Annotated in this window: 24 protein-coding genes and 1 rRNA gene; 19 read left to right on the top strand and 6 right to left on the bottom strand. The window is 41.1% G+C overall.

Translation table 11 applies throughout. From position 1 onward, the window contains the following. The first annotated feature begins 195 nt into the window (after nt 1-195). Nucleotides 196-310, top strand: a 5S ribosomal RNA gene (gene rrf, locus A7968_RS21615). Between the two features lie 418 nt (nt 311-728). Here the strand turns inward: rrf and A7968_RS21610 are convergent. From A7968_RS21610 to hslR, 4 genes are all read right to left on the bottom strand, one after another. Next, complete coding sequence (locus A7968_RS21610; RefSeq protein ID WP_064668581.1) at nt 729-2,120, bottom strand: MATE family efflux transporter; 1,392 nt, start codon at nt 2,118-2,120, stop codon at nt 729-731. 580 nt (nt 2,121-2,700) lie between these two features. Beyond that, nucleotides 2,701-4,239: a phosphoenolpyruvate carboxykinase gene (locus A7968_RS21605; RefSeq protein ID WP_064668580.1), complete on the bottom strand. Its 1,539-nt coding sequence runs from the start codon at nt 4,237-4,239 to the stop codon at nt 2,701-2,703. A gap of 265 nt (nt 4,240-4,504) precedes the next feature. Further along, entirely contained in the window at nt 4,505-5,350 is an 846-nt protein-coding gene (gene hslO, locus A7968_RS21600) for an Hsp33 family molecular chaperone HslO (protein WP_064668579.1), read from the bottom strand. Between the two features lie 12 nt (nt 5,351-5,362). Beyond that, nucleotides 5,363-5,785 carry a ribosome-associated heat shock protein Hsp15 gene (gene hslR / locus A7968_RS21595; RefSeq protein WP_371850156.1) on the bottom strand — a complete coding sequence of 141 codons (423 nt, stop codon included), beginning with the start codon at nt 5,783-5,785 and terminating at the stop codon, nt 5,363-5,365. A 203-nt stretch (nt 5,786-5,988) separates the two neighbouring features. Between hslR and gspC the strand changes: the two genes are divergently transcribed. The 13 genes from gspC (at nt 5,989) to A7968_RS21530 (ending at nt 18,123) form a co-directional block, all read left to right on the top strand. Further along, nucleotides 5,989-6,936 (top strand): type II secretion system protein GspC, encoded by a 948-nt coding sequence (gene gspC / locus A7968_RS21590; RefSeq protein WP_064668578.1) that lies wholly within the window; start codon nt 5,989-5,991, stop codon nt 6,934-6,936. Nucleotides 6,937-6,959: 23 nt separating this feature from the next. Beyond that, on the top strand, nt 6,960-9,023 hold the full coding sequence (gspD, locus tag A7968_RS21585; RefSeq protein WP_064668577.1) for a type II secretion system secretin GspD: 2,064 nt from the start codon (nt 6,960-6,962) through the stop codon (nt 9,021-9,023). Then, a complete protein-coding gene (gene gspE / locus A7968_RS21580; RefSeq protein ID WP_064668583.1) occupies nt 9,016-10,575 on the top strand; it encodes a type II secretion system ATPase GspE in 1,560 nt (519 codons plus the stop codon). Before gspD ends, gspE begins: the two co-directional genes overlap by 8 nt. A 2-nt stretch (nt 10,576-10,577) precedes the next feature. After that, nucleotides 10,578-11,813 (top strand): type II secretion system inner membrane protein GspF, encoded by a 1,236-nt coding sequence (gene gspF / locus A7968_RS21575; RefSeq protein ID WP_064668576.1) that lies wholly within the window; start codon nt 10,578-10,580, stop codon nt 11,811-11,813. A gap of 74 nt (nt 11,814-11,887) precedes the next feature. After that, complete coding sequence (gspG, locus tag A7968_RS21570) at nt 11,888-12,307, top strand: type II secretion system major pseudopilin GspG (RefSeq protein WP_064668575.1); 420 nt, start codon at nt 11,888-11,890, stop codon at nt 12,305-12,307. 49 nt (nt 12,308-12,356) lie between these two features. Further along, nucleotides 12,357-12,959: a type II secretion system minor pseudopilin GspH gene (gspH, locus tag A7968_RS21565; protein WP_064668574.1), complete on the top strand. Its 603-nt coding sequence runs from the start codon at nt 12,357-12,359 to the stop codon at nt 12,957-12,959. After that, the gene (gene gspI / locus A7968_RS21560; protein ID WP_064668573.1) at nt 12,959-13,336 is read left to right on the top strand and encodes a type II secretion system minor pseudopilin GspI; all 378 of its coding nucleotides are present in this window, start codon (nt 12,959-12,961) and stop codon (nt 13,334-13,336) included. The genes gspH and gspI overlap by 1 nt, the downstream gene beginning before the upstream one ends. Continuing rightward, nucleotides 13,337-14,062 (top strand): type II secretion system minor pseudopilin GspJ, encoded by a 726-nt coding sequence (gene gspJ / locus A7968_RS21555; RefSeq protein ID WP_064668572.1) that lies wholly within the window; start codon nt 13,337-13,339, stop codon nt 14,060-14,062. Continuing rightward, complete coding sequence (gene gspK, locus A7968_RS21550; protein WP_064668571.1) at nt 14,052-15,047, top strand: type II secretion system minor pseudopilin GspK; 996 nt, start codon at nt 14,052-14,054, stop codon at nt 15,045-15,047. Before gspJ ends, gspK begins: the two co-directional genes overlap by 11 nt. Beyond that, nucleotides 15,044-16,252, top strand: coding sequence for a type II secretion system protein GspL (gene gspL, locus A7968_RS21545; protein ID WP_064668570.1), 1,209 nt, complete (start codon nt 15,044-15,046; stop codon nt 16,250-16,252). Before gspK ends, gspL begins: the two co-directional genes overlap by 4 nt. After that, nucleotides 16,249-16,722, top strand: a complete 474-nt coding sequence (locus A7968_RS21540; protein WP_064668569.1) for a type II secretion system protein M — start codon at nt 16,249-16,251, stop codon at nt 16,720-16,722. Before gspL ends, A7968_RS21540 begins: the two co-directional genes overlap by 4 nt. Before the next feature lie 3 nt (nt 16,723-16,725). Beyond that, on the top strand, nt 16,726-17,484 hold the full coding sequence (locus A7968_RS21535; RefSeq protein WP_064668568.1) for a type II secretion system protein N: 759 nt from the start codon (nt 16,726-16,728) through the stop codon (nt 17,482-17,484). Between the two features lie 18 nt (nt 17,485-17,502). Continuing rightward, nucleotides 17,503-18,123, top strand: a complete 621-nt coding sequence (locus A7968_RS21530; protein WP_064668567.1) for a UPF0149 family protein — start codon at nt 17,503-17,505, stop codon at nt 18,121-18,123. A gap of 205 nt (nt 18,124-18,328) precedes the next feature. On the opposite strand, the gene A7968_RS21520 is transcribed toward A7968_RS21530, so the two are convergent. Then, nucleotides 18,329-18,688 (bottom strand): hypothetical protein, encoded by a 360-nt coding sequence (locus A7968_RS21520; RefSeq protein WP_064668565.1) that lies wholly within the window; start codon nt 18,686-18,688, stop codon nt 18,329-18,331. 292 nt (nt 18,689-18,980) lie between these two features. Here A7968_RS21520 and ccoG point away from each other — a divergent pair, with 292 nt between their 5' ends. The 5 genes from ccoG to A7968_RS21495 all read left to right on the top strand — a co-directional run bounded on the left by ccoG (nt 18,981) and on the right by A7968_RS21495 (nt 23,323). Beyond that, nucleotides 18,981-20,411 carry a cytochrome c oxidase accessory protein CcoG gene (gene ccoG / locus A7968_RS21515; protein ID WP_064668564.1) on the top strand — a complete coding sequence of 477 codons (1,431 nt, stop codon included), beginning with the start codon at nt 18,981-18,983 and terminating at the stop codon, nt 20,409-20,411. Between the two features lie 68 nt (nt 20,412-20,479). Beyond that, nucleotides 20,480-21,457, top strand: coding sequence for a serine/threonine protein kinase (locus A7968_RS21510; RefSeq protein ID WP_064668563.1), 978 nt, complete (start codon nt 20,480-20,482; stop codon nt 21,455-21,457). Between the two features lie 27 nt (nt 21,458-21,484). After that, entirely contained in the window at nt 21,485-22,108 is a 624-nt protein-coding gene (locus A7968_RS21505; RefSeq protein ID WP_064668562.1) for a thiol:disulfide interchange protein DsbA/DsbL, read from the top strand. A 34-nt stretch (nt 22,109-22,142) separates the two neighbouring features. Further along, nucleotides 22,143-22,778 (top strand): thiol:disulfide interchange protein DsbA/DsbL, encoded by a 636-nt coding sequence (locus tag A7968_RS21500; protein ID WP_064668561.1) that lies wholly within the window; start codon nt 22,143-22,145, stop codon nt 22,776-22,778. 56 nt (nt 22,779-22,834) lie between these two features. Then, nucleotides 22,835-23,323, top strand: a complete 489-nt coding sequence (locus A7968_RS21495; protein WP_064668560.1) for a 2-thiouracil desulfurase family protein — start codon at nt 22,835-22,837, stop codon at nt 23,321-23,323. On the opposite strand, the gene A7968_RS23855 is transcribed toward A7968_RS21495, so the two are convergent. Beyond that, nucleotides 23,264-23,959 carry an O-antigen ligase family protein gene (locus tag A7968_RS23855; protein ID WP_371850155.1) on the bottom strand — a complete coding sequence of 232 codons (696 nt, stop codon included), beginning with the start codon at nt 23,957-23,959 and terminating at the stop codon, nt 23,264-23,266. The two genes, A7968_RS21495 and A7968_RS23855, sit on opposite strands and share 60 nt — an antisense overlap. Between the last annotated feature and the right edge of the window lie 644 nt (nt 23,960-24,603).

Raw genomic sequence — 24,603 nt, 5'->3', positions numbered from 1 at the left:
TGTGGAAGCATAGTGATATGTTAAGCTAACTTGTACTAATTACCCGTGAGGCTTAACCATACAACGCCAAACGCGTTTTATGCGACAGTTTAAGCGAAGAAGTTAATATAACTAAAGTAGATTACTGAAGACTTTTTATTATCAGAAATTCCAAATTTTAGTAAGTTTGATTAAATCGAACTTACACCAAATTTGCTTGGTGACAATAGCGTTTTGGACCCACCTGACCCCATGCCGAACTCAGTAGTGAAACGAAACAGCGCCGATGATAGTGTAGCATTTGTTATGTGAAAGTAGGACATCGCCAGGCTCCAAATTGAGAAAGCCCGAATCTAACGATTCGGGCTTTTTTACGTTTGTAGGAAAGTGAAATAGTAAGCGAGTTAGCGAGAGTAAAGCTAGTGAAAGGACGAACTACTTGACTACCGCGTTAAAAAATTCATTCTGATAAAACTCGCAAACTCGCAAACTCGCAAACTCGCAAACTCGCAAACTCGCAAACTCGCAAACTCGCAAACTCGCAAACTCGCAAACTCGCACTCTTTACAAGAAAATGCAAACTCACCAATTGGCACTTTTTATCAGACATAAGCAAACTCGCACTTTTTATCAGACATAGGCAAACTCGCACTTTTTATTAGATATAAGCAAACTCACATTTTTCTAGGCATAAAAAAGCCGCTAGGTAGCGGCTTTTTTATATCAATCGACTTAAATACTTAGCTTTATTATGGTAATACTTCCTCAGTGCCTAAGCTTCTATCTGCATGTTGCGTTTCTTGTTGTGCCGATGTCAGTGCACGTTTAAGCCATAGCAGCCCAAATAAAGAAGCAATGACACTACCAACAACGATAGCAATCCAAACAGTCCAAATTTCTAACTCGAATATATTAATGGTAATAAAGCTAATGGCGAGTGCAATGCCAATTCTTGCAAATGTAATCCAGAAACCTGGCCATGATTTTCCTATGCCTTGAAAAATACTTGCTTCAATGAAAGCAACGGCAAAAAATAGATAGCCTAATGGCACGATGCGAAAATATTGCAGGGCATATTCTGTGACAAGCGGATCGACTGTGAAAATGGCTACAATATAAGGAGCAAAAATTAACACGAGTAAACTGAACAGCAAGGCAGAGCCTGAGCCATACCATACAGACACATTTAAAACTGCGCGAACTCTATCATGATTACCTGCTCCTATATTTTGCCCAATCATCGACATTGCAGCAAAGCCAAAGCCAATTGCGGGAATAAAAGCAAAAAATTCTATTCTAAAACCGATGGCAAATGCGGCGGCTCCCGCTTCTAAAAAAGTAGCAGAGACAAGAAACATTAATGCAGAAAAACCGAGCGGATTTAGCACTTGGTTGAGCGAGGCGGGTAATCCAATATCGATGACTTTTTTTACCGAGGACCAATTTAGCTGTAAATACTTTAGGTGTAGTGGCACCATCATGCTGGGTTTCATCAACAACCTTAAGGCTAACACAATAAAAACAGCTTGAGAGATCAAGGTCGCATACGCGGCACCAACAATCCCTAATGCTGGGAAGCCTGCAAAACCAAAAATAAAAATGGGATCAAGCACCAGATTTATCATAGTAGAAAGGGCGAAGAGTTTAGTCATGGTAAAGTTATCACCTTGGGCATTATAAGAAATCGATATCATCATCATTAAAAAGGTCAGTATCGATCCCGCAGTAATTACTGTGAAATAGGGGGTTGCGAGCGGTAATATGTCACCAACTGCGCCAGAAATAATCAGAAACTCATTACTGAAGCTAAAAATGATCATGGTAAAAAGTAGTGCCGCAATAATGGTTAATAGAAAGCCTTGACCAAGTACTCGCTCTGCGACCGCTATTTTTTTTGCGCCAATATTTTGCCCAACTAAGACAGAAGTGCCAACAGAGATGCCCATTGCCAAGCTGATCATAATAAATAAAATTATTTGTGAAATTGATACCGCGGCAATGGCGGAAGCTGAAATTTTCGCAACCCAAAATGCGTCCACTAAGTTGTAGAGCGAGTGAAAAAACATTGAGAGCATCATAGGCCATGCCAAAGACCATAACTGCTTTGGAATAGGGCCTGTTGTTAGATTTTGTCCTTGCATTGTTTAACTTTCCTGAATTTAAATGACAATAGATCTCTACTTAGTAGTCGCATGAGTAAGCACACAATCGACAAATCAAAACAATTAAGACGATACTTTTTATTGTGCGTTTAGCTCAAGCTTGATGATTGTGGGTTTTTGCTAACGGTAAAATTAGCACGGACATTGGTAAGCGATTAAGTTTATTTTCTACTCTAGCTAAGTTTTAGATCCGACCAAAGTATTGTATCCAATATTATCGTTATAAAAAATGGTGGAAGTTTTAACAAATCGCGATAATGCTGTTTTATCTTTGATATATAAAGATATTTAATCGGAACTTTGGTTAAGAGATGTACTTATGTATTGGTATTAAAGAGCGAATGTATTTGTCATTGTTCTACATGAAAAATTTATAACGCAGTTAGCGCTTTATTTAGCTTCGCTAGAATGGTTAAGTATTTAAGTCGATTGGTATCAGTCCCCAGCTGGAGACTTTTAGCAATAACAAGGTGAATTTCCGCGTCAATAGCAGGCCTATTGCAAGTAAACGAAAACGCCAGCACGAGGCTGGCGTTTAAATTCGGTTTAAAGCGAATTATTACGCTTTTGGTCCGGCATTTTTAATTTCGTCTGAAACATCGTATTTTGCGAAGTTTTCAGTGAAGTCTGCTGCTAGTTTAGCTGCATATTCTGCGTATTTAGCTTTATCTTCCCAAGTATTGATTGGGTTAAGTAGCTCACTGTCTACACCAGGTACTGCAACTGGCACATCTAGGTTTAGCACGTCAATATGTTGTGTTTCAACACCTACAAGGCTGCCCGATACGATAGCATCCACTACTGCACGCGTAGTTGGAATATCAAAACGTTTGCCTGTTCCGTAAGGGCCGCCAGTCCAACCTGTATTAACTAGGTAAACTTTAGCGCCGAACTCGCGTACACGCTTCATCAGCAGCTCTGCGTACACACCAGCTGGACGTGGGAAGAAAGGTGCACCGAAACAGGTTGAAAATGTTGATTCAATATCACTTGTAGAGCCAATCTCGGTAGAACCTACTTTAGCTGTGTAACCGCTTAGGAAATGAAACGCTGCGGCTTCTTCACTAAGGATTGATACTGGTGGTAATACACCACTTACATCACAAGTTAGAAATACCACTGCTTTTGGCTCGCCAGCACGGTTCTCTACTTTACGTTTTTCAACATGTTCTAGTGGATAAGCTGCGCGGCTATTTTGCGTAAGGCTAGTATCGTTAAAATCTGGTACGCGGTTTTCATCAAGTACTACGTTTTCTAAAATAGTACCGAAGCGGATAGCATCCCAAATTACAGGCTCATTCTTTTGTGAAAGGTCGATACATTTAGCGTAACACCCACCTTCGATGTTGAAAACACTGCCTGGTGCCCAGCCGTGCTCATCATCACCGATTAAAAAGCGAGTTGGATCCGCTGATAGAGTTGTTTTACCTGTGCCTGATAGGCCAAAGAACAATGCGGTATCACCAGCTTCACCTACGTTAGCTGAGCAGTGCATTGGTAATACACCTTTCGCTGGCAGTAGGAAGTTCTGAACAGAAAACATTGATTTTTTCATTTCACCGGCATAACGCATACCTGCAAGCAGTACTTTGCGCTGTGCAAAGTTGATAATTACTGTGCCATCGCTGTTTGTGCCATCACGTTCTGGATCACAGACAAAAGAAGGTACATTCATTACCTGCCACTGGGGTAAATCAGATGCATTATAAGATTTAGGCTCGATAAACATGTTTTTGGCAAAAATATGGTGCCATGCAGTTTCAGTTGTAACAACAACTGGTAAATAGTGCTCAGGATCAGCGCCAACTTCAAGGTGAGAGATGAAGTGGTCATTGCTTTGCACATGTGCTTCTACACGTGCCCATAAAGCGTCAAATTTATCTGCATCGAAAGGGCGGTTTACATTACCCCATTGAATTTCATTTTCAGTACTTGATTCTTGAACAATAAAACGGTCTTTTGGAGAACGGCCAGTACGGCGACCAGTGTTCGCAACAAAAGCTCCATTGGCGGCTAAAGTCCCTTCGCCACGACGGATCGCGTGTTCGACAAGTTCAGCTGCAGTTAGATCGACAAAACGAGTAGCGCTTGAAGTCATGTTTATACCTAAATTGTGTGAGATTGAACGGGATAGCTCTGGGGTTCTTGTTTCCCTTTAAGCTGTAATTATAGTAACAGATGGATTAGGGATATTCGAGCCTATGAAAGGCCTAAAAACACATATATTTGGTAAAAAACATGAATAATTTCAATGATACCGGTGTCATAAAAGTAATACAATTCATGACACCGGTATCAATTTTTAGTGCAAAAAAACCGCAATAAATGCGGTTGGTTTTTTGCTGCTATTTTGTACAGTGATGTTAGTTGAAAATACTCTTCACATCTTGTTCGTTAAAAATGTACTCTTTTAAACAATAGTGACAGCTAATTTTCACTTCACCGTTTTCGGCAACATCATCTAATAATGCTTGTTGGCCTACATTAACAAGTGCAGTGATGGTTTTTTCTCGACTACAACCACATTTAAACTGGATTGCTTGCGGTTCGTAAACACGCGGATTGTCTTCATGATAAAGTCGAGTAAGGACAGTAGCAGCATCAAGCTCTAACAACTCTTCAGCTTTAATCGTATTGCTGAGTGCTTCAAGGTGAGTAAAGTCAGTAATCGACTTTTCTTTATTTACAGGTAACACCTGTAGTAGTAAACCAGCAGCTTTCGCGTGACCTTGTGTTGTGTCAGTTGCAAACCACAAACGCGTTTGTAGTTGCTCTGATTGGGTGAAGTAAGCTTCTAGGCATGCAGCTAGGGTATCGTGCTCAAGCGGTACGATACCCTGGTAGCGCTCACCCTTAGTTGGAGTAATAGTTAATACCATTACGCCATTGCCCATTAAGTCTTGAATGGTTGAGCCGGATACTTCACTTTGTAAGCGGGCAATACCGCGCATATTTTGTTTATGATCACCATTGATCACTGCGTATTTAACAGGACCATCGCCTTGCAGTTGCACGGCTATATCACCTTCAAATTTTAAGGTGGCAGTAAGTAGGCAAGTTGCCACCAGTAATTCACCCAATAAAGCTTGCACGGGGGCTGGGTAATTATGGTTGGCAATCATTTCATTATAAGCTTGCTCTATTTGCACGAGTTCGCCGCGGACGTCTAGTTGATCAAATGTATAACGATGAAGTAGATCTTGTTGCATGAGTGGCTTTACCTAACTTGATTTCATTTTTAAAAGTTCGCGTCTTTGCTTTTTATCTGGTTTTCGATCCGGATGCGGTGCAAAAAAGCTATTGTTTTTGCGCGCGATGCTATTGGCTTCGCGTTTTTCGATACTTGCATCTGATTCTTGATACAAGGTTTGAGCAATGGGGGCACTTAAGCGTTTATCAAGTAATTTAAGCACAGTGATAACTTTTTCATCAACTCCTTGAGCAAGTTTAATCACGGCATCTAATTCAACTATTTTGCTAGGTTTAGTGCGTTGCCCATTATAATGTACTTTACCACCTTGCACCATGTCCCGTGCGATAGCACGGGTTTTATAAAAGCGTGCAGCCCACAACCACTTGTCTAAACGGATACTCATTGTTTCATCTTTTGACGTAGTATTACGAGTGTTACTTTTTGACACAATTGTACTCTTTTAACGCGCGGTTCTGTAAGGCAAAATTTAGCATGAAACTTACTAACAAAGAAATAGTCGAAGCTTTTCACACTCAACGTAAGCGTTAATTTACCCTGTTTACAAAGTTTAATATTAGTGCGCTTGTTGAATGAAAAATGAAAAGGTACTATAGACCAGCGATAAAGCAGTAAATTAAAATAAGAACATCATTTATGGAACAACAATTACAACAGCTAAAACACTTAGTAAGTAAATTACCCCACGCTAAATTGAGTTGGGCGGTAACGCTTTTAGCCGTTGTTTATATTGCCTTTTTAGCTGCAAAACTATTTTGGTTAATATGGCCAGTGCCTGCTAATTCAAGCCTTTCCCCCAGCTATATAAACACTGCTACAGGTAAATCTGAGCGTGTTAATACGCAATCCATTTTAGAACAAAACTTGTTTGGCAAGGCTGATGCCGTGGCTAAAAAACCAGCAAACAAACAAGTACAAGTTATTAACAATGCGCCAGAAACACGATTAAGCATTAATTTAACTGGTATTGTTGCGGTCAGTGGTAACGACCTGACTGGCTTAGCAATTATAGAATCTCAAGGTCAACAAACAACGTATCTAGTTGATGACGTTGTGCAAGGAACACGAGCAAAGCTTGCTCAAGTATTGCCTGATCGAGTGATTTTAGATGTCAGCGGTCGTTTTGAGACATTAATGCTAGATGGCATGGACTTTACTAAAACTGTATCAATGCCTGTACTTGCAGAGCGCGAAAATGATGAGCCAGAACTTGACGATGGCCCGCAAATGGAAAGTGACCGCCAAATTGATGTAACAGCGGACCAAGATGTAAAGGAAGAGATTATAGAAACCCGCGAAGAGCTATTAAAAGATCCCGGTAAACTATTTGACTATATTCGTGTATCTCAGGCCATGAAAGACGGTGAGTTAATTGGTTACCGTTTAAGCCCAGGCAAAGACCCCGCTTTATTTACGAAGATGGGATTACAAAATAATGATTTAGCTGTTTCGATTAACGGCTATCAACTCAATGATTTACAACAGGCCATGTCAGCTATTAATGAGCTGCGTAATAGCACCGATGCAAACATCACGATTGAACGTGATGGCGAGCAAATCGATGTACAATTTAGCCTGCAATAACCTAGCTTTGGAGTTCTAATATAATGGTTCACGCGCTACACCTCAAAAAAATCAGAAAAGGGTTAGCTAAGTACGCAACACTTTTTTTTGCGGCTAGTTTATCTCTATCGGTGTCAGCCGTTGAGTACGCTGCAAACTTTAAAGGGACCGATATTAACGAGTTTATAAATATCGTTGGTAAAAATCTAAATAAAACCGTCATTATCGACCCTAATGTGCGTGGCAAAGTTAATGTGCGCAGTTATGAATTGATGGACGAAGCGCTTTATTATCAATTCTTTTTAAATGTGTTAGAGGTTTACGGCTATTCAGTGGTTGAAATGGATAATGGCATTTTAAAGATAGAAAAAAGCTCTGATGCTAAAAAGTCAAATGTGCCGTTAGTCACAGAAGATGACCAAGCACGCGGTGACATGATGATCACCCGTGTGGTGCGCGTTAAAAACGTCAGTGTGCAAGAGCTCGGCCCACTGGTTCGTCAGTTTAGTGACCAAAAAGATGGCGGTCATGTGGCTAACTTCAATGCCGCAAACGTCATGATGTTGACCGGTCATGCAGCTTCAGTAAACCGCTTAGTTGAAATTATTCGCTCAGTAGACCAAGCGGGTGATAAGCGGGTTGATATTGTAAAGCTTAATTTTGCCACCGCTGATGATGTGGTTTCCGTTGTAGAAAACATCTATAAAGATAGTGGTAAAGGCAGTATTCCAGAATTTTTGATCCCTAAAGTGGTTGCCGATGGTCGTACAAATAGTGTGATTGTCAGCGGTGAAGGCCAAGCAAGAACTCGCGCGATTGAATTGATAAAACGCCTTGATGGTGAATTGCAAAGCCAAGGTAATACTAAGGTTATTTACCTAAATTACGCTAACTCTGAAGATTTAGTTAAAGTGTTGCAAGGGGTGAGTAAAACCCTTGCCGAAGAAGGCCAAGGTGCGGCAACTAAAACCCGTAGTCGCAGCCAAAATGAAACCAGTATCGAAGCTCATCCAGATTCTAACTCGTTAGTTATTACCGCACAGCCCGATACCATGCGTTCACTTGAATCAGTTATTGAGCGTTTGGATATTCGCCGCGCGCAAGTACTTGTTGAAGCAATCATTGTTGAAGTCATGGAAGCCGATGGGATTAACTTTGGCTTACAGTGGATTTCAGAGCAAGGTGGTATGGTGCAGTTTAATAACGGCAGTACCGTGCCGGTTGGCTCACTCGCTGTGGCAGCTGAGCAAGCCCGTGATAAGACAGTTAAGAAGACTATTACAGGTAGTGAGTCTGGAACTACCACGCCTTATGATGAAACCGTTGAAGGTGATCTTGGACCTCTTGCTGCACTACTCGGTGGCATCAATGGCTTAGCCATGGGTATTATCAAAAATGACTGGGGCGCGATTATTCAGGCGGTCTCTACTGATACTAACTCTAATATCCTTGCTACACCTTCTGTTACCACTATGGATAACGAAGAAGCGTCAATTATTGTTGGTCAAGAAGTGCCAATTATCACCGGCTCACAAACTGGTTCTAATAACTCAAATCCATTCCAAACAGTAGAACGTCAAGAAGTGGGTGTAAAACTAAAAGTAACACCGCAGATTAATGACGGTACTGCTGTACAGTTGACTATCGAGCAAGAAGTGTCTGGCGTCAGTGGTGCTACCTCGGTTGATATTTCAATTAATAAACGTGCTATTAAAACCACGGTTATGGCTGATGATGGTGGCATGGTCGTGCTAGGTGGTCTAATCGATGAAGACGTGCAAGAAAGCGTTTCTAAAGTGCCATTGTTAGGCGACATCCCTATTCTTGGTCATTTATTCCGCTCAACCAGCACCAGCAAGCGTAAACGTAACCTAATCGTGTTTATTCGCCCAACTATCGTTCGTGATGGCATTAAAATGAATAAACTGAGCCACAGTAAGTATAACTTTATCCGTGGTGAGCAGTTTAAACAGAAAGAAGATGGTATTGATCTGATGCCGCTCACAGAGGCACCTATTTTACCTGAGTGGAATGACGCACTTGTGCTACCACCGACGTACGAAGAATATTTAAAACAGCAAAATGCAGATGAGCGCAATAATGACTGATGCAATCACTGAGATCACCAACGAGCAAGCTACGCCGTTAGATAACAGCGAATTGATGACCAGTGATGACTTGGTCGAGCTGCCAAATAAGCGTTTGCCTTTTTCGTATGCGCGACGTGCAGGCATGTTATTAAGCAAAAATAATGATGACCGTGTGGTTTTCTATCGTGGTGAGCTAGATATTGATGCACTGCTAGAGGTGCGTCGTATCGCTGGTCATGGTTTTACCCTTGAGCAATTACCGGATGATAAATTTGAGCTGTTATTAGAAGCATCGTATCAACGCGATAGTTCAGAAACCCAGCAAATGATGGAAGATATTGGCAACGAAGTTGACTTGTTTTCCCTTGCTGAAGAGATGCCGCAGACCGAAGATTTATTAGCGGGCGATGATGATGCGCCAATCATTAAGCTGATCAATGCGATGCTCAGTGAAGCTATCAAAGAAGGTGCTTCGGATATTCATATCGAAACCTTTGAGCAAGAGCTGGTGATCCGTTTCCGAGTCGATGGTGTGCTTAAAGAAGTACTGAAACCAAACCGCAAGCTGGCCTCGTTACTTGTTTCGCGTATTAAAGTAATGGCGAAACTCGATATTGCTGAAAAACGTATTCCACAAGATGGTCGTATTAGTTTGCGAATTGCCGGACGTGCCGTTGATGTCCGGGTATCAACTATGCCGTCTAGTTTCGGTGAGCGCGTAGTACTGCGTTTACTAGATAAAAATAACGCCCGTCTAAATCTTGAAGATTTAGGTATGACGCTGCGTAACCGTGAATTATTTTCTGATTTGATCAGTAAACCTCACGGTATTATTTTGGTGACCGGGCCAACAGGTTCCGGTAAAAGTACCACGCTTTATGCGGGCATGAGCCAAATTAACTCTCGTGACCGTAATATTCTTACCGTTGAAGATCCTATCGAGTATGAAATTCCTGGTATTGGGCAAACACAAGTAAATACTAAAGTGGATATGACCTTTGCCCGTGGCCTGCGCGCCATATTACGTCAAGATCCTGATGTGGTGATGGTCGGTGAAATACGTGACCTTGAAACCGCGCAAATTGGCGTACAAGCCTCACTTACGGGTCACTTAGTGATGTCAACGCTACATACCAATACCGCAGCCGGTGCTATATCTCGGATGGAAGATATGGGCGTAGAGCCTTTCTTATTATCATCCTCTTTGCTCGGCGTGCTGTCACAACGACTAGTACGTACTTTATGTAACAGCTGTAAAGAAGCACATGTTGCCGATGAGCGAGAGTGTGAATTGCTTGGTGTACCATTTGCTGAGCCTCCGACAATTTACCGCGCTGTAGGCTGTGAAGAGTGTAACTTTAATGGTTACCGTGGCCGTACCGGTATTCATGAATTACTGGTTGTTGATGAAACAGTTCGCGAGCTCGTGCACAGCGGTAAAGGCGAACAAAGTGTTGAAAAATACATTCGTAAACATACGCCAAGTATTCGCCAAGATGGCTGTAGTCGTGTATTAGCTGGTAAAACGACCCTTGAAGAAGTATTACGTGTAACGCGTGAGGAAGGTTAACCATGGCAGCATTTGAATACCGCGCACTCGATAGTCGTGGCAAAGAAAAAAAAGGTATTCAAGAAGCGGATACTGCGAAACAAATTCGCCAGTCCTTACGCGAGCAAGGGCTTACTCCACTTGAAGTCGTTCCGGCGGCGGAAGGTGAAAAGCACGTCAAAGGTGAGAAAAGCACACTGTTTGGCAGCTTTTTTAAGCCAAAAATATCCACCGCTGATCTTGCACTAATCACTCGTCAATTAGCGACCTTAATTCAATCGGCACTGCCAGTTGAAGGGGCGGTAATGGCGGTGGCTGAGCAATGTGAAAAACCGCGTATGAAACGTATGCTAATGTCGGTACGTTCAAAAGTGGTTGAGGGTTATACGCTCGCTGATGGTATGTCAGAATTTCCGCATGTGTTTGATAATTTATATCGCGCCATGGTGGCTGCAGGTGAAAAGTCAGGTCACTTAGATGCGGTATTAAACCGTTTGGCAGATTACACGGAACAACGCCAGCATATGCGTAGTCAAATAACGCAGGCAATGGTCTATCCGGTGATCTTAGTGATCTTTGCAATTGGTATTGTTTCAATACTATTAGGTACTGTGGTGCCTAAGATATTAAAGACATTCGAGAAGTCAAAGCAGGTTCTTCCTTGGACCACCGAATGGGTAATGGCTGCGAGTAACTACGTACAAAATTACTGGTTCATTACTTTGGTATTATTTACCGCGACAGTGATTGGTATTAAACACGCATTAAAACAGCCTAAGATCCGTTTTTGGTATGATTCGAAAATTTTGATCATGCCGGGTATCGGTAAAGTAGCGCGCAGTATCAATACCGCTCGATTTGCCCGTACCTTGAGTATTTTATCGTCAAGTTCAGTGCCATTATTGGAAGGGATGCGTATTTCTGGTGGCGTATTGATCAACGAAAAAATTAAAAAAGCGGTGGCCGATGCTGCCACTCGTGTCAGTGAAGGGGCGAGCTTAAGAGCCTCTTTACAACAAACTAAATTATTTCCACCGATGATGCTGCATATGATCGCCAGTGGTGAAAAATCAGGTGAACTTGAGCAGATGCTGGAGCGCGCTGCAAACAACCAAGATCGCGAATTTGAAACCATGGTAAATGTCTCGCTAAAACTCTTAGAGCCTGCGATGATAGCGTCCATGGCAGTTATTGTATTGTTTATCGTTATGGCTATATTGCAACCGATTATGGCTATGAATAAAGCGATTGGACTTTAATATTTTTAGGGATTTCGTAATGCATTTTCAGCGTGTTACGATGGTTAATTATTAAGAACAACAGAGGTATGTACGTGAATAAACAAGCAGGTTTCTCATTACTCGAAGTTATGGTGGTACTGGTTATCATTGGCATGATCATGTCAATCGTGGCACCCAATATTATGGGCCAGCAAGAAGAAGCGGCATTAGATAAAGCGCATCTTGATATTCAGCAACTAGAAGATGCTATGAGTCTTTATAAATTAAAGAACAAAGCGTACCTAACCACAGAGCAAGGCCTTGAAGGCTTAGTAACTAAAACTAGCATTGAGCCAGTACCAAAGCGTTTTCCTGAAGGTGGCTTTATTTCTAAATTACCAGAAGATCCATGGGGTAACCCGTATCAGTTAATCAGCCCAGGGGAAATTGGTAAAATTGATATCTTTTCTATGGGACCAGATGGCGAAGTAGGTACTGATGATGACATTGGTAACTGGGATGAAGAAAAATAATAATGCGCAGTGAACTAAAGGCGTTATTACACTCTGCACTGAGCTTAATATGCTGTTAAGTGCTAATGAGTCACGCCTTGCAAAGCTAAAGTCACCGAATCGTGGCTTTAGCTTAATTGAGATTTTAGTTGTGCTAGTGGTGATCGCTTTTGCCACTAAAATGGTGGTATACAGCCTTGATGGCGGCGACGAAGATGAGCTTGATAAACAGGCACTGAGACTGCATACCACTATTAATATGGCCTCTGAATTTGCGATATTAAATCAGGTTGAACTCGGTTTTCACTTGGATAAAAACACCTTTGAGTTTTTAGTGTTTGATGGTGAAAAGTGGATCACCTTTGATCGTGAAAAACTGTTTGCGCCAATCACCGTCGATGAACGTTTAAAACTAACTCTCAATTTAGACGATTTAGCATGGTCACAGGATAACTTACTAGAGCAATCCAATTGGCGTGAGCTAATGAGTGGTGGCGACGACGAAAGTTTACTCGAATTACAAAAAATGAAAATTCCACAAGTACTACTTTTATCTTCAGGTGAAGTAAGTGCCTTTCAACTTATCTATGAATTACAAGACGAAAAAGAACCTGTGTACTTCATTGAAGGAGAGTTTTCGGCGCCGGTTAACTTACGTAGAGAGCCAGAATAATGCATAACAAATATCAAGGTTTTACCTTATTAGAAGTTATGGTGGCGCTAAGTATTTGCGCTATGGCCGGCATCGCTGCGATGCAAGCGACTGGTGAGCATATTAATCACTTATCAAGCCTCGAAGAGCAAACTTATGCATCTTGGGTCGCTGAAAATGTATTGATTGAACAGCGTACCTTAGGTGAAAAGTGGCAAGGTAAAAATGGCACCAAAGGCACTGAAACAATGGCCGGTATAGATTGGTATTGGCGCCAAGATACTGAAGCAACAGCTGATAAAAGCTTTTTAAAAGTCACGATTAATGTATTTAGTGATGAAAAGCTAGAGCACTCAGTTTATGAGTTAACCAGCTATTTAAATAAAGGCAGCAAATAAGTGAAGCAGCGCGGTTTTACACTCTTAGAAGTGATGGTAGCGCTGGGTATTTTGGCCTTTGTAGTGTTAGCGACTCACCAAATTCTGGATTCAACTACTAAAGCTAAAGATGCATCAGATGAAAAAATTGCTGAGTTAAATGGGCTGCAAACCACCTTTAGATTAATGGATCAAGATTTTAGCCAAATGACCAAGCGCGCAGTGCGTAATGAAGCGGGTGATGTGCAAGAGCTATACATACTTGCCGGACGTTACACTTTAGATAGCCAATATGATGGCATTGGCTTTGTACGTGATGGCTGGATCAACCCAATTAATTTACTGCCACGCTCAGAGCTTCAAGCCGTTGGCTATCGGGTAGTTGATGATAATCTTGAACGTGTCTACCGTGTGTATGTTGATCAACTCGATAATATTGAGCCGCGTGTACAAGTGATCCTTCATGATATTGAAGATCTTAAGTTTGAATTTTTAGATGACAAGAATGAATGGCAAGAGCAATGGCAAATTAAAGCATTGCCAAAAGCGATTGCAGTGACAATGCAACAAATTGAGGCCGAGCCTATTCGCCGTGTATTTTTAGTCCCTGGTGATGGGAAAGTTACTGTACAAGCACCTGCCGGAAATGGTGCTGCGGGCAATAACGGCAATAATACTGGTAATGGTGGAACAGGCGGTAATAGTAATAGTGGGCAAAACCAGCGAGGGGGGGCTAATGGCAATTAGATCTTCCCGTGGTGCTGCGCTTATCATTGTTTTATTTATTGTTGCTTTAGCCTCTATTCTAGCTGTTGAGATGAGTGCTAACTTACTCGTTCAAGTGCAAAAAAGTACCAATATACAAGGTCACCAGCAAGCTAAGTGGTATGCCTATGCAGCTGAAGAGCTTGCCATAAAAGCTATTTTACAGAGCAAAAAAGATGATCCTGATAAAACAACTTTAAAACAAATATGGGCACAGCAAGGTGATATACCGTATCCGGTTGATAATGGTACCTTGCAAGGTAATATCACTGATTTGCAGGCGTGTTTGAACCTTAACGCATTACGAGCCCAAGCTCCGCAAACGGGTAGCGGTAGTACGAATAAAACCAACCCTGCCCATTCGGCGCTATTAGCATTATTGGAAAATATTGAAAATTTGCCAGCCGAAGAATCAGAAGAAGCAATGGCAGACAGCGTATACGACTGGTTAGATGAAGACAGCATTACGTATCGCTCGGGTGCAGAAGAGGACGAGTACTTATCGCGTCAAACTCCTTATATGACCGCGAATAGTTATTTTGCATCAACCTCAGAGTTACGCTTAGTAAAAGGCTTTAACCCTTTAGTAATGGAAAAAGTATTACCTTATGTGTGTGTGATCCCAGGTAGCGAATTATTAGCGATTAATGTCAATACCCTCGCTCCTGAGCAAGCATTATTATTGAGCGCATTGATTGATGGCCTAAGTGAGTCAGGGGCGCAAGCTGTGTTATCTGCTCGACCAGAAGATGGTTTTACTGATATAGAAGAATTTTTTGAACAAGTTAATCAACAAGGGGCGCAAAATGTTAAGTCCGTTGAGAACTTGTTCACCATAAAGAGCGAATATTTTAAACTACAAGCGCAGGCTAAATTTGTCGATCTGCGTTTTTCGATGACCACTTTACTGCAAGCCAAAAATGGCGAAGTAACTATACTGGCGCGAAAATTTGGAGGCGTACAGTGACAGAAATACTGTTGATCCGCACGGGTCAAACTCAACAAGATAGTATTAATTGGCTGATTTACTCACCATTAGAACAAGAAATAATTGCCAGTGGCGAATTGCCCAACGCTGAGCAACTAAGTGAGCTTGCTGAAAAATCACAAAGCCGTGAAGTTGTTGTATTGTTGCCTTGCGATCAAGTGCAACTAAAAACGGTAATACTACCTACTAAATTCAATCGCAAGCTTGAGCAAGCACTGCCGTATATGCTTGAAGAAGAAATTGCATGTGATGTAGATGATTTATTTATAGCCATTGCTGAGCCGACGATGGTGGAAGATAAACATGCGATTAAAGTAGCCATGACAGATAGGGACTGGTTTGAAACTTGGCTAACTGTATTTGCTGAGCATGACATAGAAGTATTCAAACTGTTACCAGATGCATTATTATTACCTATTGCTGAAAATGGCGGCCTAAGTGTTATAGAGCTTAATAATCAGTGGCTGTGTAAGCAAGGTTCATGGCGCATTAGTGCTGTAGAGCAAAGTTGGTTAGCTGAATACTTAACTGCGTTAGGTCATCCTGATGTTGCTCATTACAGCCCTGCATCACAATTTCCAGAGACCGTGACTCTTACAGCACAAACTGATGCCTATGATTTACCATTGGCGTTATTTGCCAAGCAATTACCGAATATTAAGTTCAACCTACGTCAAGGTCAGTATCAACTGAAAAAGAAAAGCGCGTTATGGTGGGGGTATTGGCAAAGTGCAGCCATTGCAGCAAGTATCGCCTTAGTTGGCTCCGTTGCTGTTAAAGGCTTTGAATTACATCAGTTAAATAGCGAGCTTGAGATTGCTAAAACACAAGTCGTTACGCGTTACCAAACTGCTTTTCCAGGTAAAACCGTGCGCCCACATTTAATTAAAAATCAAATTCAGGGTGAACTGGCTAAATTAGAGGGGGGCAACAGCGCTGGTTTTCTTGATTTAACCAATGAACTGGTGACAGTGTTTAATCAAGTTAAAGAATTTACCCCAGAGACGTTACGTTATGACCAACGTCGCAATGAACTTAGAATTCGTGCCCGCGGCAAAGATTTTCAAACATTTGGCAAAGTTAAATCAATCCTTGAACAACGAGGCTTAACTGTTGATCAGGGGTCATTGAATAATGACGGCGACTTTGTAGTCGGTGAAATCAAACTACGAGGTGCTGCATGAAACAACAACTTTTAAAACAGTGGCGTAGCTTAAAAGAGCAAGAGCAACAACTAGTGATGGTTGCGGGTGTTATTTTTGTTATCTTTGTTTTAGTAATGGGAATTTTTAGACCATTAAATAATGCCATTGCAGAAGCTGAAAAAAATCAAATTAAACAGCAAGAGTTATTAACTTGGGTTGATAGCAGCATTGTTAAGCTCAAAGCTGGCAATGCGCGTGCTATTACAAGTAATCAAAATTTGAGTCAAATCGTGAATGCCACCCGTGGCCGTTTTGATATTACCATTAGCAAAATGCAACCTAGCGATAATTCACTAAGGTTAACCATCGACTCAGTACAGTTTAATAAACTTGTGCAATGGCTGGATGAGCTAGTAAATACAAAAGGCGTATTGATTGAAAATTTAGATCTTAGTCGCGACGATAAACCAGGCTATGTGCGTGTTAGCCGATTGGTATTAGAGAAGTAAAGAATGAAAAAAATAGCGATTCTTATAGTAGTGTTTTTGTTTGCTTTTATCTTTTTTGCATTATTAAAAACGCCCGCTGCCGTTGCACTTAATTTGGCAAGCCCTCACTTACCGAAAGATCTGCAAATAGGCCAAGCCTCAGGCAGTATTTGGCAGGGGCGGATCATGCAACTGCGTTATCAGGGCGAGCAAATTAATAATCTAAACTGGGATGTGTCTGGTTGGGCATTGTTCACCGGTCAGCTCAAGGGCAATTTGAAGTTTGGTGATGTGCGTAACACTGATGAAATGTCTGGTCGTAGTGACTTTAGTTATGGTTTATTTAATCAAGCGGTGGCATTAAATGATGCGACGTTACGTTTAAGTGTTGAACGTGCGATGCAGCGTTTGCAGTTACCGTTACCTATTAGTGCGAAAGGGCGTGTAATTGTTGAGTTAGACGAATATAACTCAGGACAGCCTTATTGTGATGCGTTAAGCGGCGAAATTGCCAGCCCCAACATAGACGTAAAAGGGTTATCTGGTTGGTTTAGTGTTGGTCCACTAAGCGGCAAGCTAAGTTGTAAATCAGGTGACATTGCTGTGTTAGTTGATCCAGAAAATCGTTTAGGACTAGCCGCCGACGCCACTTTAAAAGCTAATCTAGATTTCAAAGTAGCTGGTTTTATTAAACCTGAAGCATCGCTACCCAAAGAAGTACATGATGCCGCTAAATTTTTGGGCCGTGCGGATAGTGATGGCCGTTATCCATTAAATTTTTAAGTAAGGTTAGAGTGTTATATGCAAATCCCTGAGTTTTCAGCGCAACATGGCCAACAGTTAAGTAGCTATTTAGCGGGTCATGACGGTGCTATGACCTTAGTGCAAAGTAAAGGGTACTTGTTTGCGGTAATATGTTCACCCGAGCCATTAGATGTTCATGAGTGGCTTGAACAGATTGTGCCAAATACAAATGGGCAGTTAGAAGAGCAAGTATTATTTGCTTTTATGGCCTTGTACCATCAGATCAGTGAACAAGTGTATGAGACGGGATTTAAGCTACCTGTTAGTTTACAAGTCAGTGGCGAAGATGACAGCTACCTTGATTTACATGAGTGTCAGCAATGGTGTCAGGGCTTTGTACAAGGCGCACAAAGCTATATTGATAAACTGTTGCAAGCAGATACTCTTACGAGCGATTTAATTGAAGCATTGCAAACTGCTTATGCGAGCTTAGGTTTTTTTGCTTTAGAGCCACAGCTTATTACAACAATTGCTGAGCAAAATCAGCTTAGTGAAGTACAGCTAAGTCAGCAACAGTTTGCAGTGATGGGAGATTTTGCATTAGGCTTTGCAGAGCTAATAGAGATCATCGCGGTACAAAGTGGCCTATATACCGATGAAGAAGAGAGTTGGAGCTAGCGCTACGCTAAATCCAACACGATTTCTGTGCAGCCCTTCGGGCATTTAGCAACCCCTTGACCGGGTTGCTGAGTTTTTAAATCCAATGTTAGTGTGCCTTGGCACACTTCACACTTTACCGTTTGTCCCTTAGCGAGCTTTTTCAGCAGATTTTTATGCTGATTAAAGGACGCACTGCTTTTTTTTGTTAAAGCTGAAAAGTCCACTATTTACCTCTACGCTCAGCTAATGATGTTGAAACAATGTCACACACTGTATTTAAACGATCTTCGTAAAAATATAAGTTGAGATCTTTACTGCGGCAATAGCGGGTGTGAAATAGCTGTAACTGCTCATCAGTTTGCATGGTTTCTTCAAGATAATCTAATTCTGTTTCTGAGAGTGTTAATTCAGATTTAATCCGGTTTTTGGCCATGCTGGCGGCAGGTCCACGGTTTACGTTACTAGCGCTACTTAATAGACCCACACCTTCACCTAGCAGCTTTTCTCTAGGTTCTTTTATCATTGGGTGATCAATTGTAAATAATGCGAGTATCACTACTACGAGTACAAGGAATTTTTTCATATTGTAAGTAAACTTTGATCTGAACGGGTACGAATTGACCACCAGTGTAATAAAATGCACCTTTGTAAAGCAAGTAAGTTAGATGAATAAATTATTAGCGATCAACTTCAGCATTTTTAGTAATAGTAGGTATAATGGACAGGAACAATTAGATTTTTCAGAAATCTCTGAACTTTTACTGCATTGTGGTTCAGTTTGCACTATTTTTAAAGATTAGCGGAGTGATTCGCTAGTAAAATGGCGTTATATGATTGTTTGACTTTCATTCTCCAAGCGGCGTTGAGGAACTTCGATGGACAAGCAAATAAAAGTAAAAAATATTCCCAGTGAGGTAAAGATCGAAAAGCCCGATCTGCATGCTCAGCAGGATAGGTTTAACCCTCGTAATAGAATTTATGTGCGTGCGGTAACTGGGTTACATCAATTATTAAGACAGCGCATAGGTTTTCTTGGCATGTTGGCGTTTATGGCTTTGCCATGGATAAACTTTAACGGCCAGCAAGCTGTGTTGTTTGACCTTATTGGTCAAAAATATAATATCTTTGGGCTAACGTTATGGCCGCAAGATTTCACCATCCTTGCCTTTATCCTCATGCTTGCCGCATTTGCATTATTTTTAGTGACCACCTTTTATGGCCGGGTTTGGTGTGGTTACACCTGCCCGCAAACAGTCTGGACCTTTATTTTTATTTGGTTTGAAGAAAAGTTTGAAGGCACCGCCAATCAACGCAAAAAGCTAGATCAACGGCCAATGGACTTTGATAAGTTTTGGCGTAAGACAGCCAAACATACTAGTTGGGTGGCATTCTCTTTGTACACTGCGCTGACTTTTGTCGGTTATTTCACGCCTATACGTGAGCTTTTACCTGATTTTGTTACCTTTAATGTTGGTGGTTATGCACTAGTCAGTATTGTTGTATTTACGGTATGTACTTATGGCAATGCTGGCTGGATGCGGGAAATTATGTGTTTGCACATCTGCCCATATTCACGTTTTCAATCGGCAATGTTTGATAAAGATACTTATACGGTAAGTTATGATGAAAAGCGCGGTGAAAACCGCGGGCCACGTAGTCGTAAACAAGATCGAGAAGAGCTTAACCTAGGTGATTGTATTGACTGTAATTTGTGCGTGCAAGTATGCCCAACAGGGATCGACATTCGTAACGGCTTACAGGCAGAGTGTATCAACTGTGGCGCCTGTATTGATGCGTGTGATGGGGTTATGGATAAAATGAATTATCCACGTGGCCTTATTTCTTATACCACTGAGCGTAATTTAGAAACGCCAGAGAATAAAACTAATCCGCTGCGTGCTAAAATCATCGGCTATAGTGTTATCTTAGTGGTGTTAAGTGCTGCGCTGGTGGCTAATATCGTGATGCGTAAACCTATGGATTTAGATATTATTCGCGATCGTAATCAATTATACCGTGTTGATTTTAATGGCCTTGTTGAAAACACCTATACACTTAAGGTGATCAACAAAGCGCAATATGAGCAAACTTTTAATATTAAAGTGGAAGGGTTGGAGAACTTTAAATACATTGGTAAGCAAACCTTTACCGTACAAGCGGGCGAGTCGCACAATGTACCACTGTCTTTAGTCATGGACCCTTATGATTTGAAAGCGCCAATGACAGAGTTTAGTTTTGTATTGTCACCAGCAAATGATCCAAGTTCACAAATATCGCAGCCGAGTAACTTCTTTAAAGCGCGATAGTTAAGTACACTATAGATAAGCACATAAAAAGCGGGATGTTCTCGCTTTTTTTATAACTGATGAGAATTATGAGTAAATTTAGTTTTGTAGATCTTACCCCCGATTCGATTTTAGATGCGGTAGAAAGTATTGGCATTTATGCTGAATCTGGCTTACTTGCACTGAATAGTTACGAAAACCGTGTTTATCAATTTAAAGCGGACGATGGTCTGCGTTATGTGGTGAAGTTTTATCGTCCAGAGCGTTGGAGTAAGGCGCAAATACTAGAAGAGCATAGCTTCACATTTGAGTTAGCTGATGCCGAGGTGCCTGTTGTTGCACCTATTGTTCGTGATGGCGAAAGTTTATTCGAACACGATGGTTACCTATTTACGCTGTTCCCAAGTGTTGGAGGGCGCATCTTTGAAATGGACAATCTTGACCAGTTAGATGTGCTTGGGCGTTTAATAGGCCGAATGCATCAGGTAGCAAAAGGCAATGTCTTTAGCGAGCGCCCGGTCATAGGATGTGATGAGTATTTAGATACAGCTAAAATTCAGTTACAAAACAGTAATCTGGTGCCTAGCAGTTTAACTACCGCATTTTATACTATTTTGGATATGGTGATCGCAAAAACGAAATCGCTCTATCAACAAGTCGAAACGATTCGCCTACACGGCGATTGCCATGCTGGTAATATTCTCTGGGCAGGGGATGCTTTAATGTTTGTAGATTTAGACGATAGCCGTCAAGGACCTGCCATTCAAGATTTATGGATGATGCTCAGTGGCGATCGACACAATCAACTGTTACAGTTAGACACCTTAGTCGCAGCCTATGAAGAATTTTGTGATTTTGATCACACTCAGCTCAAATTAATTGAACCTTTACGTGCTATGCGTATGATTCATTACATGGGCTGGCTAGCTAAACGCTGGGAAGATCCAGCATTTCCACGGAACTTTTCGTGGTTCGCTGATGACAAATACTGGGAGCAACAGATTTTAGCGTTAAAAGAGCAATATTCTGCACTGCAAGAGCCGCCGTTAAAATTGCTACCGAACTAATTATTAAAATATTGAAACGAGAGTCCAATGCTTAAAAAACTAAAACTGAGTTTACTAATATTATGTCTACCATTTGCCGCCATGGCCGCGGACTTCAAAGCGGGTGACGACTATACGGTATTAGATATCGAAAAAAGTAAAACGCCTCAAGTAACCGAGTTCTTTTCTTTTTATTGTCCGCACTGTTTTAAATTTGAACCTGTAGCAAAAGCGATGGAAAAAAGCTTACCAGATGGCGCCGAGTTTATTAAAAATCACGTTAACTTTTTAGGTGGTGTATCCCCACAGATCCAAAGTAACCTAAGCTATGCCTACATTATTGCCAAGCAGCATAACAAAGGTGAGCAAGTTGCTGATCAAATATTTCAGAGCATCCACGTACAACGTGCGCCACTTGATAATATTAAAGATGTAAAAGCATTGCTCGACGTTAATGGTATTGATAGCGATACATTTGATAAAGATATTGCCAGCATGCCTGTGATCAGTGCTGAAAAAGCAATGCAAGACAAGCAAAACAAGTATTCAAAAATGGGTGCTCTAACAGGGGTGCCAACCTTTATCGTTAATGATAAATACAAAATTAATATCAATACCATCAAGAGCCAACAGCAGCTTGATGAGTTAGTTGCTTTTTTATTAAAACAATAATCTATTAAAACAATAATTTTTGGAGTTTTTACCGATGATCAAACTAGTTAAAGCTGGATTACTAGCGCTGTTGTTGCCATTAGCCGCAAATGCAGCAACGACGTACGAAGAAGGTGTGCATTATGATGTGGTATCAGAGCGCGCGAGTAAAAAGCCTGAAGTAAAAGAGTTCTTCTCATTTTATTGTCCAGCTTGTAATAACTATGAGTCTTTACTGGCTGAAGTAAAACCAAAACTGAATAAAGACGTAGAGTTCAAAAAAAGCCATGTCGATTTTGTTGGAGTTCGCGATACTGAAAACCAACAAATGATTTCGCAAGCCCTTGCAACCGCCGAAGTGTTACCACAAAAAGATGCCATCATTGCAGCTATGTTCAACCATGTTCACGTTAAACGCGCTAAGTTTAATGAGTTAGCTGATGTTAAAGATGTGTTTGTAGCGCAAGGCGTAGACGGCGATAAGTTCGACAAACTCTATAAAAGCTTTTCAGTACGTACTATGAGCTCAAAAATGAAGCGTGACCAAGATTACTATAAAGACAAAGGCGCACTGCGAGGTGTACCTACTTTTATCGTAAATGGTAAATATAAGCTTAACTTGGGTCGTGAATCAGGTATTACCGAGCCAGAAGATATTAGCAAATTAATAAACTATTTAGCTGCAAAATAAGCGCAGTTAGTATTTATAAAAAGCTCCGTACGCGGAGCTTTTTTGTTAGGATAACAATGGAAAAAATACTGGTTTCAAGCTGTTTGCTTGGCACTCCTGTGCGTTACGACGGCACGGGAGTACAATTACTTCATCCGCAAATAATGACCTGGCAACAGCAAAAGCTGATCGTGCCTTTTTGCCCCGAGGTTGCTGGTGGTTTACCCACCCCTAGAGATCCTGCTGAAATCAGCAATGATAAAGTGATTACCAATATAGGGGATGATGTGACGGCTGAATTTAAGTTAGGTGCACGCAAAGCACTACAACTTTGCCAGCAGCACAATATTCGCTTTGCACTGTTAAAGGAATCAAGCCCTTCTTGTGGTCGCAATACCATTTACGATGGTTCGCACAGTGGCACTAAGGTTAAAGGGATGGGCCTGACAGCGGCATTGTTAACTCAGCATGCCATTGAAGTGTATAGCGAAAGCCAACTTGCTCAATTACACGTTGCGCTGCGTCGTTGTAGTGGGGATATTTTTAATAATAAAGCTGAGAGTTAGGATCAGCATAAAGGTCAGCGTATTAGCCCCAGCCTGTAATGAATAATCAACACTACTGTGTAATAGCATATGGATAATTGCGATTGCGCAGCCAAAAGCAAGTCCTTGGTAGAGAGGCGTTTTTCTAGTGTGCATTACCACTATGCAATTATATAAGCAAAATAATGTAAGTGCGCCTAGTAGCATGGTGGTTGGTATACCAAGTTCCACAGCAAATTGAATATAATCATTGTGAGCATTGTCATAATATCCAGAGTAGGGCTGTGGCTGATAAGCAGGGAAGGCGGTATAAAAGCTACCGCCACCAGATCCTAGCCATGGTTTATCTAAAATTAGAGGTATTGAGTCATGGAGCACTTCATCTCTTGTTTCTGAGCTTAAGCTGGTCTGGGATAGGCGCTCAGTAACTTTTTCAACACCAAATAATGCGCCAATAATTATTAAATCAATAATAAAAAAGCTGATTATTAGCGTACGTAAATGTTTAGGTTTACGGCGGTAAAAAAATAATGCGTAAATACTCACTGCTGATAATGCGATAAAAAAAGCAGAGTTTCCCATTCTACTGCGGGTAAGTATCAAGCCAATAATCATAATAATTAATGCCAAACGTAAAATAACTTTATTACTTAGCATTATTTTTGTGAGCGCTCTTAATTGCTGTATAGGACTTTTCTGCACAGGATTGATTACCAACTCACTCACTAATAAACCAATTCCCAGCGATAAGCATAATGCTAAGTAATTGGCTAAAAAATTAGCGTATGAAAAGGAGCCTATCGCTCGTTGTTTATAGGGATAGTCAAAAAATGGGCTGCTTAATTGCGGCGAAAAATTTAAGTATGCGGCGTAAATAGCTTGAAATACTGCGCTTACCAATAATGTATAAATAAGAAATTTTAACCGTGTTGGCGTCGTGCAATAACGAGTGATTAGCCAGCAAAATAGCGTGATATAAATAGTTTTTAAGAGTGTAAGTTTGGTTTTATTTGTATCAATACTGGTAAAACTAGTGCTGGGTATTAATTGAATACAGAGAGTTACAATAACCACTGCTAATATCAGAAAAAGAGGCCAGCAATAGCTTGGCGGGTAAAGGCTTGGGGGATCATCGCGATATTGCACCGCTCTCGCTAGGATATGCAAAACAAACACAGCGCATATTAATATACCAATGCTAGTAATAGCCCAAGGGCGATATCCACCTAGCAGCAATGGTAAGATAAACAACAGTGAGCATAGGCAGCAAAAAATGCTTTTGCTCACTGTATTTACATAGT

Origin of the sequence: Pseudoalteromonas prydzensis (genome assembly GCF_001661495.1) — a bacterium.
Lineage (GTDB): Bacteria > Pseudomonadota > Gammaproteobacteria > Enterobacterales > Alteromonadaceae > Pseudoalteromonas > Pseudoalteromonas prydzensis.
The sequence above is the reverse complement of the archived record's forward strand: the minus strand, read 5'-3'. Positions and strand labels throughout refer to the sequence as shown.

Coding starts and splice junctions, on each gene's coding strand:
- A7968_RS21610 (WP_064668581.1), bottom strand. CDS start 2,120: ATGCAAGGACAAAATCTAACAACAGGCCCTATTCCAAAGCAGTTATGG.
- A7968_RS21605 (WP_064668580.1), bottom strand. CDS start 4,239: ATGACTTCAAGCGCTACTCGTTTTGTCGATCTAACTGCAGCTGAACTT.
- hslO (WP_064668579.1), bottom strand. CDS start 5,350: ATGCAACAAGATCTACTTCATCGTTATACATTTGATCAACTAGACGTC.
- gspC (WP_064668578.1), top strand. CDS start 5,989: ATGGAACAACAATTACAACAGCTAAAACACTTAGTAAGTAAATTACCC.
- gspD (WP_064668577.1), top strand. CDS start 6,960: ATGGTTCACGCGCTACACCTCAAAAAAATCAGAAAAGGGTTAGCTAAG.
- gspE (WP_064668583.1), top strand. CDS start 9,016: ATGACTGATGCAATCACTGAGATCACCAACGAGCAAGCTACGCCGTTA.
- gspF (WP_064668576.1), top strand. CDS start 10,578: ATGGCAGCATTTGAATACCGCGCACTCGATAGTCGTGGCAAAGAAAAA.
- gspH (WP_064668574.1), top strand. CDS start 12,357: ATGCTGTTAAGTGCTAATGAGTCACGCCTTGCAAAGCTAAAGTCACCG.
- gspI (WP_064668573.1), top strand. CDS start 12,959: ATGCATAACAAATATCAAGGTTTTACCTTATTAGAAGTTATGGTGGCG.
- gspK (WP_064668571.1), top strand. CDS start 14,052: ATGGCAATTAGATCTTCCCGTGGTGCTGCGCTTATCATTGTTTTATTT.
- A7968_RS21540 (WP_064668569.1), top strand. CDS start 16,249: ATGAAACAACAACTTTTAAAACAGTGGCGTAGCTTAAAAGAGCAAGAG.
- A7968_RS21535 (WP_064668568.1), top strand. CDS start 16,726: ATGAAAAAAATAGCGATTCTTATAGTAGTGTTTTTGTTTGCTTTTATC.
- A7968_RS21530 (WP_064668567.1), top strand. CDS start 17,503: ATGCAAATCCCTGAGTTTTCAGCGCAACATGGCCAACAGTTAAGTAGC.
- A7968_RS21520 (WP_064668565.1), bottom strand. CDS start 18,688: ATGAAAAAATTCCTTGTACTCGTAGTAGTGATACTCGCATTATTTACA.
- ccoG (WP_064668564.1), top strand. CDS start 18,981: ATGGACAAGCAAATAAAAGTAAAAAATATTCCCAGTGAGGTAAAGATC.
- A7968_RS21510 (WP_064668563.1), top strand. CDS start 20,480: ATGAGTAAATTTAGTTTTGTAGATCTTACCCCCGATTCGATTTTAGAT.
- A7968_RS21505 (WP_064668562.1), top strand. CDS start 21,485: ATGCTTAAAAAACTAAAACTGAGTTTACTAATATTATGTCTACCATTT.
- A7968_RS21500 (WP_064668561.1), top strand. CDS start 22,143: ATGATCAAACTAGTTAAAGCTGGATTACTAGCGCTGTTGTTGCCATTA.
- A7968_RS21495 (WP_064668560.1), top strand. CDS start 22,835: ATGGAAAAAATACTGGTTTCAAGCTGTTTGCTTGGCACTCCTGTGCGT.
- A7968_RS23855 (WP_371850155.1), bottom strand. CDS start 23,959: ATGCTAAGTAATAAAGTTATTTTACGTTTGGCATTAATTATTATGATT.